Consider the following 14,528-nt stretch of genomic DNA (forward strand, 5'->3'; position numbering starts at 1 on the left):
ATTTTGGCTAAATAAGATATAAAATCACTTTCCTAGGCAAAAATTCCCAAACATTTCATCTAAAATTTCGTCCCTCTCAAAGGGCCTAGAAATCGACGAAATCTGCTCTATGGCGCGATTCATTTCATAAGCGAAAATTTCAAGTTCAGCCTCGTTTAGCTTTTCACGCGCACTTTTTAGGGCGTTTAGCGCGTTTTCGCAAGCATTTATTTGGCGAGTATTGCTTAGCATAAGTCCGTCGAAATTCTGCGAATTTAGATAAATTTCAAGCTCTTTTAAAATTTCATCGACGCCGTTTTTGGCTGAAATTTTAAGCGGTTTTTGCGCAAAATTATATGCAAAATTTTGCGCTAAATCAGATTTATTTAAGATATAAAATATTTTTTTATCGCTTTTTTGCTCCAAAATTTGGACGATTTTTTTATCTTCATCGCTAAATTTCGCAGAGCTATCAAACACAGCCAGGATAATATCCGCCTCATCAATCGCCTTGATTGAGTATGAAATGCCGATATTTTCGGTCTTGCTCTCGCCATGCCTAATGCCTGCTGTATCAATGATACGGATTAGGTGAGTGCCGATTTTAAGGCTCTCTTCGATTCTATCCCTAGTCGTGCCAGCCTCATCGCTGACGATTGCGCGCTCGTAGTTTAAAAGCGCGTTTAAAATACTACTTTTGCCCACATTTGGTTTGCCTACGATTGCGACCTTAAAGCCCTCGATTAGCCCTTTTCTGCTCTTGCTAATCTGGGTGATTTTTTCTAAATTTTCTATGTTTTCATTTAGCATTTTTAGCGAATTTTCAAGCACATCGCGCGGCAAATCCTCTTCGGCATAATCTATGCAAACCTCGGCAAATGCAAGAGTTTTGACAAGCTTAGCGCGCAGGTCACTTACAAAGCCTTCAAGCTCGCCGTGCAGGTTACGAGACAAAATCTTAGCCGCACTTTCTGAGCGAGAAAGTATCAAATCGCTAATCGCCTCGGCCTTGCTTAAATCCATTTTGCCGTTTAAAAACGCCCTTTTGCTAAACTCCCCAGGCTCAGCGATACGCGCTCCTAGCGCAACCACGCTATCAAGCGCCATAGACGAGCTAATAAATCCGCCGTGTGTTTGTATCTCCACGACATCTTCGCCAGTGAAGCTATGCGGGGCTTTGAAATATATAAAAATCGCCTCGCCAAATTTCACCCCGTCTGCGCCGTATAAATTCGCCAGTGTGGCGTGGCGCGGTGCGAAGTCATTTTTATGCGAAATTTCGCGCGCGATTTGCAGGGCGCCTGCCCCGCTTATGCGCACGATTGATATTCCACCGACTCCGTGAGCGGTGGCGATAGCAGCGATTGTTTGATTCATTAATTTTTTTCGTCGATTATGATGATTTTGCCGTTACGAGTGGATTTGATACCGATCGTGCGATCTGGGAAGCTTTCTTTAATCTTGTCGCTAGCGATTTTGACAAATGCCCCGTCAAATGGCTTGGTTACGATTTTTGAGCCGTTTGCGTTCGCCTTTAATGCGCCCACATACGAATCAATATGTTTGCTTTGGTTTTGCAAAAATTCAGCCACTTCAAAAACGACAGAGAGGTTGTATTTCATACTAATCCAGTTATAAATCATATACGAAAACGCCTTGTATCTGTGGCCTTCCTTGCCGATTAAAAGTGCGCTATCATCGCCGTCGATTTTGATATATACGCTGTTTTCATCGTGAATTTTAACCTCGCAAACGCTAAGATTAAATCCGCTTTGTGCGATTAAATTTGTGATTTTTTGCTCGATATCTTTGCAAATTTCATCATTTATGGTAGCTTTTGGCTTTTCTTTGCGGACTTTGTGCGAATTTGCGCTTCTAGTTTTTTGCGAATTTTGCGGTTTTTTCTCATCATTTGATTTTTGGCTTAAATTTTCGCTTTGTGGAAATTTCTCGCCCTTTTTGACAACCTCGATAATGGCATTTTTCTTAAAAAAACCCAAAAATCCGCTACTTGGCTGTTGAATTACCCTGATATTTAGCTCAGTAATCGAACACCCAAACTCATCTGCTGCTTTTTGGTAAGCTTGCATTAAATTTATCGCTTCAATTTTCATGTTTTTTCTCCGAAATTTGGGCTTGCTTTTGGCGAGCAAAGATTTTGTTTGTTACAAATTGTTGTGCGATAGACCACATATTATTGACCGTCCAGTATAGTGTAAGACCCGCTGGAAACATTAGGAAAAACACACCAAACATTAGTGGCAAGAATTTCATTACCTTCTCTTGCATTGGGTCTGTAAATGAAGTAGGCGTGATTTTTTGCTGTAAAAACATAAGCGCTGTCATCAAAATCGGCAAGATATAATATGGATCTTTTAGCGATAGATCGTGGATCCACATAGCCCACTCAGCGCCTTTTAGCTCGATTGCGTTTAAAAGCACGCGGTAAATCGCGAAAAATACCGGAATTTGAAGCAGTATCGGCAAACATCCGCCCATTGGGTTTGCGCCGTTTTTGCGATATAGCTCCATCATGTGCATTTGCAATTTTTGCGGATCGCCTTTGTATTTTTCTTGCAACTCTTTCATTTTTGGTGCAAGATCTTTTAGCTTGTTCATAGATAGCATACCACGATATGTCGGATACGCCAAAACCAAACGCACAACAATCGTCAAAATTACAATCGCCCAGCCCCAGTTGCCTACATGGCTGTAAATCCAGCGCAAAAATTTAAACATAGGCCTTGCGATAAAGGTGAACCAGCCATACTCAATGACATTAGTTAGCTTTGGATCTACCTCTTTTAGGGTTACATAATCCTTCGGTCCGATATAGCCAATGCTCTTAAAATCGCCGTTTGCTCTAATGAAGGCTTGCGAAATATCGTTTGCGCTAGTAATCGTGGTGTTTAAATTTTCGCCAAAAAATAGGCTCGTGTAGTATCTATCTGAGCTAGCCACAAATACAGCGTTTTCGACGCGCTCATTTTCGCTCACATCGCCGTCTTCGAAAATCTCGACCGTATCATCGCTTTTGCCAACTGTGATTCCGTGGATTGTGTATCCATCTACCTCGACATCAGGGCGAGAGCCAGGGGTGATGAAATACGAAGTCGGTCGGTTAAATTTAATATCGATTTCATAACTTCCATTTGGGTTAAATTTCAAATTTTTACTAACCTCAAAATCGCCTAAATTTTGTGTCAAAACCACGCTAGCTGCGCCATTTGTGATATCTAGCCTATCCGCAGAGGCAGTGTATGGCGTCGAAAATGCTAGCTCGTTTAAATTAGCGTCTTCAAATCTGATTTCAAGCGGTTTTGAATCGCCATCTTTGCTGATTAAATTTATCGGTTCGCCCTCTTTTGTAAATTTTTTATCATTTAGTGTGTATGAGCTAATGCGAGCGAAATTATCAATCGTAAAATTCGCCTCTTTGCCGACGATTTTGACTAACTGATTTTGCGCGTTCGCACCTGCGCTTGCGCTTGGAGTTATGCTAGCACTTGCGCTAGTTGGGGCTTGTTTTGCCACGCTTTGCGCACTTTGTGCGGCAGCGGCTGTTTTGTTCGCCTCCATAGCAGCTCTGACTTTTGACATATAAAAATGGTCGTATGCCACAAAAAACAAAAAAGCTAGCAAAATAGCTAGTCCTAGGCGTTTTTGTTGGGATATTTGATCTAACACGATTATCTCCTAAATATTATATAATACTGATTTTTTGAATATGGTATAAACCAAATTTTTGGTTTTACGCCCAAAGCACTGTTTTTGCATGCCCAAAAAAAATTAAATTTAAAATTATGCTTGATGATAGGGTGATCTATACCGCCCTTGAAAAAAGGGTTGCACTTTAAAATTCTAATTAATGTAGCAAAAAATGCGTGTAAGGGGTGGTTAAATTTAAACTGATAGAGCGCGTAAGTAGAGCATGTGGGATAGTAGCGACAACTCGCAGGTAAAAGAGGTGAAATAAAGGCTCTGTAAAATTTAATCAAAAAAACACAAAAATTTCTCATTTTATCGAACCTATCTTTTTAAAAGCCCAACGCAAACTTCGCTCTATCTCTTTAAAACTCATGTTTTCAATCTGTTTTTTTGCGATAATGATAAAAGTGCCATCTTTTAATAAATTTTGCTGATTATAAAACGCCGCTCTTAGCAGGCGTTTGGTGCGATTTCGCTTAACCGCATTTCCAATCTTTTTACTAGCTATCGCACTAAACCTGCGCTCGCCGTCCATAAAATACACGACAGCGCAATCACAGTGCCATTTCGCAGCACTTTTATAAACTTCTGAAAAAACCTGATTTTCGCTTATCGGAGCGAAACTACCTACGCAGCCAATCTTGCTCTACCTTTGGCGCGTCTTGCGTTGATAACTTTGCGTCCATTTTTTGTTTTCATTCTTACACGAAAGCCGTGTGTGCGCTTTCTAGGGGTGTTGTGTGGTTGATATGTTCTTTTCATATTCTTCCTTTTTTAAAAAATTTAAGGTGTGGATTTTACAAAAATTTTACTTAAAAAGCATTGAAAAACTAAATTTTTCAATGCTAAACAAATTTTAAAATTTAAAATTTTTGGCGAAATTTACCAGCCATAGCGCGGTAAATCGAAATTTCATTTTGCATACTCGCATATCTTTGCGCAAGTAGATTTATTCGCGCCGAAATCGCACTCGATCTAGCCTCCAAAAAATCTTTTAGCTCGCTAGCACCTGCGTCGTATTTGACGCGGTAAATGCGCTCAATCTCGCTGGCTGTTTTGTAAGTATCGGCTAAATTTGCAAGCCTTGCGCGGTTGATTTCGTAAATTCTATACAAATTTAGCGTCTCATTTACTGCGCCGCTTAGGGTTTTTTCGTAAGAATTTCGGTAAGCGTAAAAATCCACCTCAGCTATCCTTAACTGCGATTTTAGCCGTCCATAGTCCAAAAACGGCAGACTAATGCTGACATTTCCGCTCAAAAATTTCAAATCAAATCCATCGCTAAATTTATCTGTATTAGCTGAATTTAACCCTGCGCCCAAATTTACGCGCGGGAAGAAATTTAGCCTTGCGCGTCTGTGGTCATAAAACGCCGCATTTAGCCTAGAAATCGCAGCTCTAATGTCTGGGCGATTATGCAGCGCAGTGTAAGGCACACTAAGGTCTGCGCCTAGAAATTTCACACTCTCAATGCTTGGCAAATCTGCGCGAAACTCCAAATCAGGCGAGATTAAATCGCGCATAAATTTGCGGTTATCCTCGATATTTTTCTCGATTTCCAAAACGCGGTTTTTTAGATTCAAAATGCTGTTTTGCACCTGCTTGTATTCGATGAGCTCGGATCTGCCATAATCGTATTTTGCCTTGACGATTTGCTCGATTTGCGCATAATCTTTTAAATTTTGCTTCGTCCATTTTAGCGCATCGTTTAGATAAAGCATCTCAAAATACCCGCTCACGACCGAATTTATCAGTGTCAAACGGGCATTTTGCAAGTCAAACACACTCGCACTCGCGTCCCACTCGCTAGCATTTATGTTCGAGCGGATCCGCCCAAAAAGATCTAGCTCATAGCTGACATTAAAGCCAGAGCTATAAGTCTTGCTCCACTCATCACTTCTGCTGATATCGCGGCTCGCACCCGCTCCCCACGAAGCCCCAAGCGTAGGGAATAAATCCTCTTTGCTAAGACCTAAATTCGCATACGCGCGCTCCAAATTTAACGCCGCTGCGCGCAAATCGTGGTTTTTCGCCAAAGCCTCATCAACAAGGGCATTTAAATATGGTTGATTGTATCCCTTATACCAATCCTGCGCGATTTCATAGGTTTCGTTTTCGTCTATAAAGCTATCTTGCACTTCGTAATCAAGGTTGCTATTTATCGCGGCACACCCGCCAAAAAACGCCACGAAAACTGCGCTTACAAATATATTAAATTTCATCTCTACTCCTGTGCTAATGCGTCGATTGGGTTTAGTTTGCTTGCACTTCTTGCTGGCAAATATCCAAAAATAATTCCAATAGCCGATGAGGCCACAAAAGATACAATTATCGGCGCAATGGTAAATTTCATAGAAAAATCAGGACTTAGGGTGTTAAAGCCAAATCCAATTAAAAGCGCAAACAAAATTCCCAAAATTCCGCCGAACCAACATAGCAAAATCGCCTCGATTAGGAATTGTTGCAAGATATTGCCCTCTTTGGCGCCGATTGCCATGCGGATTCCGATCTCTCTGGTGCGCTCGGTAACTGAGACTAGCATGATATTCATTACGCCGATTCCGCCCACGATTAGCGAAATAAAGGCGATTGAGCCGATTAAAATTTTCATCGTGCCTGTCGTGCTCTCTATCGTTTGCTTAATCGTATCTGAATTTCGCGTGTGAAAATCCCTCGTGCCGTGGCGCTGGATTAGTAGCTGTGTGATACTCTCCTCAGCCATTGCGGTGCTGACATCGTCTTTGATTTTGACCGTAATCGAGCTAATCTGCCTATCGCCTGAAATTTTATCAATCACGGTCGTATATGGCGCATACACGCGCAAACTCTCGCTACTGCCAAAGGCGTTTTTATCCTCGCCAGCTATGCCGATTATGCGCAAAGCTCTGCCGTTGAATAAAATCGTATTTCCAAGTGGTTCCACGCCTTTAAATAGCGTTTTTTTGGTGTTTTGATCGATGATGATGACAGAATTTGAGTATTTTATATCATCTTCGTTGAAATTTCGCCCCTCTACCACATCTATTCCACTGACTGCGAGCGAATTTACATCACCACCAAAAACCTGCCCCGTCGCACTCATGCTAGCGTAAGTTAGCGTTCCGCTCGTGCGTGAGTTTGGCGTAGAATAATCCACATAGGGCTGGTGCGCTAATGCTAGGGAGTCGTTTTTGGTTAGAGTATTTATCCCACCTGCTCTAATATCGCCGAAATTTCGCCCCGGATAGACGCTAATGGTATTTGTGCCAATCGAGCGGATATTTGATAAAATCCTCTCCTCTGAGCCGTTTCCTAGGGCAACGACGCAGATAACAGAGGCAATTCCGATTATAATTCCAAGCATTGTCAAAATCGAGCGCAACTTATGCGAAAATATCGCGCTCACCGACATTTTAAAGCTCTCTATAAACTGATCTTTGGCGGAGAAAAGCGAGTTTTCTTTTTCTAGCTTTTCTTTATGCAAATCAAATGTGCGCCCCATTTTGACATTATCGCTTAAAATTTGGCCGTCTTTAATCTCGACAATCCTATCTGCGATTGAGGCGACATTGCTATCGTGGGTTACGACGATTATGGTATGACCTTCTTCGTGGAGCTTTTTTAAAATCTCCATTACCATGACGCCAGATTTGCTATCAAGCGCGCCTGTTGGCTCGTCGGCTAGGATTATCTCGCCACCATTTATGAGAGCCCTTGCGATAGAGACGCGTTGCTGCTGTCCGCCTGAGAGTTTGTTTGGCAAATTTTTCGTGCGATCGCCTAGCTCTAAACCTTCTAAAAGCTCTATTGCGCGCTTAATCCTAGCATGAGATGGCACGCCTGCATACACGGCTGGTAGAGCGACATTTTCGGTAGCGTCGATTGAGGCGATGAGATTGTATTTTTGAAAAACAAAGCCAAATTTCTTGCTTCTAAGGCTTGCAAGCTCATCTGAACTAAGCTTAGCAACCTCTTTATCGTCGATTTTATAGCTTCCGCTAGTTGGGGTATCAATACAGCCAATGATATTCATCAGCGTGGATTTTCCACTACCGCTTTGACCGATGATTGATACGAATTCGCCGGCTTTTATATGCAAATTTATATCTTTTAGGATATGAACCTCATCGTCGCCGAGTTTGAATTTTTTGTTTATATTTTCTAACTTTATCATGGCTAAATTTTAAATTTTAAAATCTCATTCTAGGAGCGCGTCCGCCTCTGCCATCGCCGATTTGATTGGCGTTTGAACCATCTGCGATGATAATCTCATCATCATCGCTCAAACCACCCAAAATTTCTGTATTTAAATCATCGCTAATACCCTTTTTGATATAGGTTTTCTCTGAGCCAAAACCCCTTTTTACCATGACATAATCCCCATTTTCATCGCGTTTAATCACAGAAGTTGGCAGATAGTTTGTGTCTTCTGCGTGATTTACGATGATTTCGCACTCTGTCGTCATGCCGATTTTTAGGTAATTATCTCTATTGTCGATTAAGGATTTGACATAAAAATAAACAGCGCTTTTTGATGAGCTCACACTCGTGCTAGCCTTATCGTAGCTGCCGTCGCTTAGTGTAGTAAGACCTGGGTCTATGTGAGAGACATGGGCTTGGCGCACATCGTTGAGATTTGAGAGAATATAGTATTCTACCGGCGTGCCGACGCTGATTTTAGAAATATCGCCCTCGGCGACTTCCATTTTTATCTCCATTTTGCTTAAATCCGCGATTTTTGCGATTGTTGGCGTGGTTTGGTTGGCATTTACGGTTTTGCCCTCTTCTACCGGCACCGATACGATTGTCCCGCCAGTAGGGGCTGTGATTTTGGTGTAGCCTAAATTTGTCTCAGCCGTGCTTAAAGAGAGTTTGGTCTGCTCGATTTGCGCTTCGATCTGCTTTTTGGCTGCCTCTTTTGCAGCGAGATTGTTTTTGGCGTTTTCTAAGGCTTCTTTTGAGGTCGCGTTTGCTTTGTAGAGTTTAAGCTCGCGGTTGTATTGGATCTGGGCATTATCGCTAGCGATTTTGGCTGAAACCAAATTTGCCTCATAGATATTTAACTGCGCCTTTTCCTTGGCGATATTGTTTTCTTGGGTAACTGAGTCGATTTGGGCTATCATATCGCCAGCTTTGACCACATCGCCGACTTTGACATAGAGCTTTTTGATTTGACCGCCTACTTGCGCACCCACATCGACTAACTCTTGCGCATAAACCTCGCCAGTGGCTGTCACGGTGCCACGGATATTGCCTTTTTGCATTTTTGTGGTTAAGATTTTTGGGGCTTCATCTTTTGCGCCAAATTTTTTATACGCGAAATATCCGCCCAAAATCAGGGCTAAAATAACTAAAATTTTGACTATTTTTTTCATCTTCTCCAACTTTTTTTTAAATTCAAATCCGCAATTTTAGCGAACAAATTTAAACCTAATGAAATTTTGCGAAATTTTAATTACAATTTCTATCTCTAAATTTTACGAAAGCTAATCAAAACTAACCAAATTTAGGCTTTTGCGTAAAATTTCATTATTTTTTTGTGTAGGATTAGTGAAAATGCGATTATTACGCTACCGATTAGAAATTTACCAAGCTCAGCGTCCTTGTGCCAAAGGGCTAAATTTACGATAATCGCAGCTGGGATTAGAGCGTTATTCATAATCGCAAGCACGCCAGCATCGACTTCGCAAGCGCCTTTGTTCCACAAAAAATAGCAAAGCGCGGAGCTTACTACGCCCATAAAAATTATGATTGCAACCTGCTCTGTGTTTGGATTAAATTTCGCCGCGTTTCCAAAAAACGCTGCCACAAGCGCGCAAGCAATCACCGCGCCTAGGAAAAAATAGCCAAAAAGCTCTTTTTGCTCGCCAAGACCCTTGCTTTCGCACAGGTATTTATACGCGCTCTGACCTGCGCCAAAGCACAAATTCGCCCCTTGAATCAGCAAAAATCCAGTTAAAAACTCAGAATTTATGCCATTAAATTTAATCACAAACGCCCCCAAAACCGCAAATGAGACGCTAAGCAGATAAAGCGAGCGAAAACGCCTAGCAAACGCGTCATATATCAGCGTCACATAAAACGGCGTAAATATCGTAAAAAGCGCCACTTCATAGACTTTGAGATACGCAAAACTTTTGTAATAAAAAATATACATGATGCCGATTTGCACTGCGCCGATTGCGCAAATTTGCCCTGCTAGGCGCAAATTTACACCCCTAATTTTCATAAACGGCACGAAGCACACAAACGCCAAAGCCACGCGCGAAAGCGCCAAATACGCACTATCAATCCCGCGCAAAAACTCGCCAATCAGCGAAAAGCTAAACGCCCAAATAAAGGTAACGATGATAAGTTTTGTCAAAATTTGCCCCAAAATTTTAAAAATTCTAAGGATTTTATAAAATTTGAAATTAAAATTTTATTAGTAATAAATTTTAAAATTTCAGCCCGCAAAAGTAATCTTTTATTAATCTTTGCTGTGATAAAATCCCTAAATTTTTATTTTTTAGGAAAATTATGAGTGAAATTTCAGTAGTAATTCTAGCCGCTGGTTTTGGCACGCGTATGAAGTCAGACCGCCCAAAAGTCCTATTTGAGCTTTGCGGAAAGTCGATGTTAAGCCATGTTTTAGAGCGCGCGTATGAAATCAGCGATGATGTGAGCGTGATTTTGCACTATCAATTTGATCGTGTCAAAGAGGCAGTTTTGAGCGAGTATCCAAACACCAAAATTTACAAACAAGACCACGAAAACTTCCCAGGCACCGCAGGCGCACTAAAAGATATCAAATTTGATAGCCAAAAAACTCTAATCGTATGCGGCGATATGCCACTAATCGACAGCGCAGATTTGCGCGCACTTTGCGAAAGCGACGCAGATGTCGCTCTAAGCGTATTTAGCGCAAAAGATCCGTTTGGATATGGCAGAGTTATCACACAAAATGGCGAAATTATAAAAATCGTCGAGCAAAAGGACGCTAGCGAGGAAGAAAAGCTAGTTTGCGACGCTAATGCTGGGTGCTACTGCTTCGATACAAAGGTGCTAGAAAAAATACTGCCACAAATCACACCAAACAACGCACAAAAAGAGTATTATCTCACAGATAGCATACAAATCGCCAAAAATATGGGCTTAAAATGCAAAGCTGTATGGGTCGATGAGCAAAATTTTATGGGAATAAATGACAAATTTGCGCTAAGCGTGGCTGAGGAAATCATGCAAAATCGCATAAAAGAGCGCTTAATGAAAGCTGGCGTGCTAATGCGCATGCCAAGCACGATTTATATAGATTGCAGGGCGAAATTTATCGGCGAGTGCGAGTTGCAAGAAAATGTCAGCATAATCGGCGAGTGCGTGATCGAAAACTCTATAATCAAAAGTTCAAGCGTAGTCGAAAGCTCACTTATCAAAAATTCCGACCTTGGCCCTATGGCGCACATACGCCCAAAATGCGAGATTGTGGGCACTCATATCGGAAATTTCGTCGAGCTAAAAAACGCAAAGGTTAATAATATCAAAGCAGGCCATTTAAGCTATCTTGGAGACTGTGAGATTGATAGCGGCACAAATATCGGTTGCGGCACGATTACTTGCAATTATGACGGCAAGAAAAAATACAAAACCATAATCGGAAAAAATGTCTTCGTAGGCTCTGATACGCAGTTCGTAGCCCCAGTTAAAATAGGCGATGATGTCATCATAGCAGCGGGCTCAACTATCGTCTCAGATGTCCCAAATGGCGCACTGGCGATAGCTAGATCAAAACAAACAAACAAAGCTGAATTTTTCTATAAATTTTTTAGGAGCAACAATGAGTAAGAAGAAAATTTTACTAGCAGTTTGTGGAAGCATTAGTTTTTATAAAGCGTTTGAAATTCTCTCTGCGCTTAAAAAGGCGAATTTCGATGTTTATGTCGCACTTAGCGAGGGTGCGAGCGAGTTTGTGAGCTACAAGGCTTTCGAGGCTTTGTGCGATCACCCTGTGCTATGCAGCGGCAACGAAGACTGGCAAAAAGGGGTAAATCACATAAACTACTCAAAAGTAGATTTAGTCTTAATCGCTCCTGCTACGGCAAATACGATAAACAAGCTTGCTTGGGGAGTTTGTGATAATGTATTTTTACAAACCATAAACGCAGCCTTCGCCAAAGCCAAGGTCGTAATCGCACCAGCAGCCAATCCTGCGCTACTTGAAAACAACATAACCCAAAACTGCATTGAAATTTTAAAAAGCAATGTCAAAGCCTTGTTTGTCGAGCCTATCGAAAAAATGCTAGCTTGTGGCGAAAAGGGCAAAGGCGGCCTTGCGACCACAGAGGCGATACTTCAAACCGTAAAACGCGCAATCCATAAGGATAAATTTTGGGAGGGCAAAAATGTCGTCATCACAGGTGGTCCAACGACCGAGAAAATCGACAATATCCGCGGAATTACAAATTTTTCTAGCGGAAAAACCTCAAAGGCGATCGCGGACGCATTTTATTATCTAGGCGCAAATGTAACGCTGATTTCGAGCGTGGATTATCCAAATTTGCCTTATAAACTTACGATTTTTGAGAGCACAATCGGCCTAAAATCAGCCCTTGATAGCACGAAATTCCCTGATGGCTCATACCTGATAATGGCAGCAGCTGTTAGCGACTACACTCCAAAAGTCCGCTACAAAGGCAAGGTCAAAAAGACAGAAATCGGCGATGTATGGAACCTGCGCCTTGGCAAGACCGATGATATCCTAAGCTCCGTGCATGCAAATATCAAAAAAATCGGCTTCAAGCTAGAAACCGACAAAGAGACCGCACTAAATGAAGCAAAACGCATGCTAGATGAGAAAAATCTCGACGCAGTGTGCCTAAATACGCTAGATGATGTGGTAAAACTAGGTGGCGATGTAACGAGAATCACGCTTTTGACAAACGATTTTATTACCGAGCTAGACACTGCGAGCAAAGATGAAATCGCGCTAAAACTAGCAAACGAGCTTAAAAAAATCTAAATCGTGAATCAATTAAACCATTTAGCAATCATTATGGACGGCAATGGGCGCTGGGCTAAAAAACGCGCCCTTCTGCGCACTGGCGGACATGAAGTGGGCGCGCAGGTCGTGCAGAGAGTGTGCGAATTTTGCATAAAAGAAAAAATCCCAAATCTCACGCTTTATGCTTTTAGCACCGAAAACTGGAAGCGGCCAAAAAGCGAAGTTGAGTTTTTGATGAAGCTTTTGGCGAAATTTTTGGTTGATAAAAAAGAGAGTTTTTTGGCAAATGGGATAAATTTCAAAGCCGTCGGCGATATAGCGAAATTTAGCGATGATTTGAAAAGTAAAATTTATGATTTGCAAAATTTTACGCAAAATTGTGCAAATTTAAATCTAAATTTGGCGATAAATTACGGCGCGCGTGATGAAATCGTGCGAACTTGCCAAAAAATTTTAGCAAATAATGGCGAAATTTGCGAAAGTGAAATTTCAGCGCATTTGGATACTGCGCGCAGTGGTGATGTGGATTTGCTAATCCGCACAGGTGGTGAAAAACGCATTTCAAACTTTTTGCTCTGGCAGGCAAGTTACGCTGAACTAGCTTTTAGCGATACTTTGTGGCCAGAATTTTCTAACGCAGAATTATCGCAAATCATCAACGAATTTAAAAACAAAAATCGCAGATTTGGTGGTTTGTGATAATGCAAAATAATAAAAATCCACAAAATTCGCAAGATATAAAAATTATTTCTAGAACTTCACAAACAAACAGGATTTCTGACACGCGCGCACACACACCGCAAAGGGTTTTTTATCCTGATTTTTTAAGAGTTTTTGCGATTTTTGCGGTTATATTTTTGCATGTAGCCGCAAATAAATGGTCTGCTTTTAAGCCAGATACTTTCCAGTGGCAGGTTTTTAATTTTTACGACGGATTAGTTCGTTGGTGTGTGCCTGTTTTTGTCATGGTTAGCGGTATGTTTTTGCTTGATTTTAGGCGATATAGTGAAAGCGTGAGCGAAAATTTAGGCAGAATTTTAAAGAAAAATATTTTTAGACTATCCATTACACTTATCGTTTGGAGTATTTTTTATCTATATTTCTATATGTTTTTAAATGGCAAATTTGACACCAATCCATTTAGATTAACCGATTTTTTATTTAAAAGCACACAATATCATCTTTGGTTTTTATATATGATAATCGGACTTTATTTTTTGGCTCCGTTTTTGCAGGTTTTGATGCGAAATTTAAGCAAAAAAGATTTTGAACTTTTGCTCATTGTTTTAGCGATTTTTTGTTGTGGTTATGATTTTATCAATATATTTTTGAAATTTTTTATAAATAAAACTCTATATTTTCGTTCAAATGTCCCTGAATTCAGTGGTTATTTGATATATTTTTTAGCTGGATTTTACTTTGCAAATTTTGAAATTTCTAAAAGAACTAGGATTATTTTTTACATTTTTGCCATTATCGGACTGATTTTTGCCACCTATGTAAATTCAGAATTTGCCCTGCACCACGAAAAGAAAAAGGATTTTTTCTATGATTATAAAATTTTAAGCACCATGCTAACTAGCTTTGGCGTTTTTATTTTCTTTAAAAATTTATTTGCAAAATTCCAAAATAACAGCAAATTTGCAAAAATCATAACAAAACTTTCGGCATTAAGCTTTGGAATTTACCTTATTCATCTTGCGATTTTAGATTTTATCGTTAAAAAAATGCAAATTACAACAATAAGCGCAAATCCTATAATAATGGTTCCACTTTTAAGCTTGGCAGTTTTTGCGATTTCTGCATTTTTGGCGTTTATACTCTCAAAAATTCCGATTTTACGCAAAGTGGTCTAAAAAATTTTAAGCCTAAATTTGCAAATTCA

14 protein-coding genes are annotated in these 14,528 nt (G+C 40.6%); 4 read left to right on the forward strand and 10 right to left on the reverse strand.

What is annotated here, in order from left to right:
* Positions 1-24: 24 nt before the first annotated feature.
* The 10 genes from mnmE to OFO01_RS04900 all read right to left on the reverse strand — a co-directional run bounded on the left by mnmE (position 25) and on the right by OFO01_RS04900 (position 10,030).
* On the reverse strand, positions 25-1,356 hold the full coding sequence (mnmE, locus tag OFO01_RS04855; RefSeq protein ID WP_270859066.1) for a tRNA uridine-5-carboxymethylaminomethyl(34) synthesis GTPase MnmE: 1,332 nt from the start codon (positions 1,354-1,356) through the stop codon (positions 25-27).
* Positions 1,356-2,093: a Jag N-terminal domain-containing protein gene (locus OFO01_RS04860; RefSeq protein WP_270859067.1), complete on the reverse strand. Its 738-nt coding sequence runs from the start codon at positions 2,091-2,093 to the stop codon at positions 1,356-1,358. Before OFO01_RS04860 ends, mnmE begins: the two co-directional genes overlap by 1 nt.
* Positions 2,083-3,666 carry a membrane protein insertase YidC gene (yidC, locus tag OFO01_RS04865; protein ID WP_442868034.1) on the reverse strand — a complete coding sequence of 528 codons (1,584 nt, stop codon included), beginning with the start codon at positions 3,664-3,666 and terminating at the stop codon, positions 2,083-2,085. The genes OFO01_RS04860 and yidC overlap by 11 nt, the downstream gene beginning before the upstream one ends.
* Before the next feature lie 2 nt (positions 3,667-3,668).
* Positions 3,669-3,998, reverse strand: a complete 330-nt coding sequence (gene yidD, locus OFO01_RS04870; RefSeq protein ID WP_270859068.1) for a membrane protein insertion efficiency factor YidD — start codon at positions 3,996-3,998, stop codon at positions 3,669-3,671.
* Entirely contained in the window at positions 3,995-4,327 is a 333-nt protein-coding gene (gene rnpA / locus OFO01_RS04875) for a ribonuclease P protein component (protein WP_333720327.1), read from the reverse strand. The genes yidD and rnpA overlap by 4 nt, the downstream gene beginning before the upstream one ends.
* Positions 4,315-4,449 carry a 50S ribosomal protein L34 gene (rpmH, locus tag OFO01_RS04880; protein ID WP_270859069.1) on the reverse strand — a complete coding sequence of 45 codons (135 nt, stop codon included), beginning with the start codon at positions 4,447-4,449 and terminating at the stop codon, positions 4,315-4,317. Before rpmH ends, rnpA begins: the two co-directional genes overlap by 13 nt.
* A gap of 101 nt (positions 4,450-4,550) precedes the next feature.
* On the reverse strand, positions 4,551-5,909 hold the full coding sequence (locus OFO01_RS04885; RefSeq protein WP_270859070.1) for a TolC family protein: 1,359 nt from the start codon (positions 5,907-5,909) through the stop codon (positions 4,551-4,553).
* 2 nt (positions 5,910-5,911) lie between these two features.
* On the reverse strand, positions 5,912-7,840 hold the full coding sequence (locus OFO01_RS04890) for a MacB family efflux pump subunit (protein ID WP_270859071.1): 1,929 nt from the start codon (positions 7,838-7,840) through the stop codon (positions 5,912-5,914).
* 16 nt (positions 7,841-7,856) lie between these two features.
* A complete protein-coding gene (locus tag OFO01_RS04895) occupies positions 7,857-9,041 on the reverse strand; it encodes an efflux RND transporter periplasmic adaptor subunit (protein WP_270859072.1) in 1,185 nt (394 codons plus the stop codon).
* Between the two features lie 131 nt (positions 9,042-9,172).
* Positions 9,173-10,030, reverse strand: coding sequence for an EamA family transporter (locus tag OFO01_RS04900; RefSeq protein ID WP_270859073.1), 858 nt, complete (start codon positions 10,028-10,030; stop codon positions 9,173-9,175).
* A 155-nt stretch (positions 10,031-10,185) separates the two neighbouring features.
* Here OFO01_RS04900 and glmU point away from each other — a divergent pair, with 155 nt between their 5' ends.
* From glmU to OFO01_RS04920, 4 genes are read left to right on the forward strand one after another with little or no spacing between them, the layout of a single operon-like run.
* Positions 10,186-11,487, forward strand: a complete 1,302-nt coding sequence (gene glmU, locus OFO01_RS04905; RefSeq protein WP_270859074.1) for a bifunctional UDP-N-acetylglucosamine diphosphorylase/glucosamine-1-phosphate N-acetyltransferase GlmU — start codon at positions 10,186-10,188, stop codon at positions 11,485-11,487.
* Complete coding sequence (gene coaBC / locus OFO01_RS04910; RefSeq protein ID WP_270859075.1) at positions 11,480-12,661, forward strand: bifunctional phosphopantothenoylcysteine decarboxylase/phosphopantothenate--cysteine ligase CoaBC; 1,182 nt, start codon at positions 11,480-11,482, stop codon at positions 12,659-12,661. Before glmU ends, coaBC begins: the two co-directional genes overlap by 8 nt.
* A 3-nt stretch (positions 12,662-12,664) precedes the next feature.
* Positions 12,665-13,342, forward strand: coding sequence for a polyprenyl diphosphate synthase (gene uppS, locus OFO01_RS04915; protein ID WP_270859076.1), 678 nt, complete (start codon positions 12,665-12,667; stop codon positions 13,340-13,342).
* A 2-nt stretch (positions 13,343-13,344) separates the two neighbouring features.
* Entirely contained in the window at positions 13,345-14,499 is a 1,155-nt protein-coding gene (locus OFO01_RS04920) for an acyltransferase (protein WP_270859077.1), read from the forward strand.
* Positions 14,500-14,528: the final 29 nt, after the last annotated feature.

The sequence above is a fragment of the Campylobacter sp. JMF_01 NE2 genome (assembly GCF_027737365.1).
Classification (GTDB): Bacteria; Campylobacterota; Campylobacteria; order Campylobacterales; family Campylobacteraceae; genus Campylobacter_B.

Bases quoted from the DNA above. Each gene is read 5' to 3' on its own strand.
- mnmE (WP_270859066.1), bottom strand. From the start codon at position 1,356: ATGAATCAAACAATCGCTGCTATCGCCACCGCTCACGGAGTCGGTGGA.
- OFO01_RS04860 (WP_270859067.1), bottom strand. From the start codon at position 2,093: ATGAAAATTGAAGCGATAAATTTAATGCAAGCTTACCAAAAAGCAGCA.
- yidD (WP_270859068.1), bottom strand. From the start codon at position 3,998: ATGAGAAATTTTTGTGTTTTTTTGATTAAATTTTACAGAGCCTTTATT.
- rpmH (WP_270859069.1), bottom strand. From the start codon at position 4,449: ATGAAAAGAACATATCAACCACACAACACCCCTAGAAAGCGCACACAC.
- OFO01_RS04885 (WP_270859070.1), bottom strand. From the start codon at position 5,909: ATGAAATTTAATATATTTGTAAGCGCAGTTTTCGTGGCGTTTTTTGGC.
- OFO01_RS04890 (WP_270859071.1), bottom strand. From the start codon at position 7,840: ATGATAAAGTTAGAAAATATAAACAAAAAATTCAAACTCGGCGACGAT.
- OFO01_RS04895 (WP_270859072.1), bottom strand. From the start codon at position 9,041: ATGAAAAAAATAGTCAAAATTTTAGTTATTTTAGCCCTGATTTTGGGC.
- glmU (WP_270859074.1), top strand. From the start codon at position 10,186: ATGAGTGAAATTTCAGTAGTAATTCTAGCCGCTGGTTTTGGCACGCGT.
- coaBC (WP_270859075.1), top strand. From the start codon at position 11,480: ATGAGTAAGAAGAAAATTTTACTAGCAGTTTGTGGAAGCATTAGTTTT.
- OFO01_RS04920 (WP_270859077.1), top strand. From the start codon at position 13,345: ATGCAAAATAATAAAAATCCACAAAATTCGCAAGATATAAAAATTATT.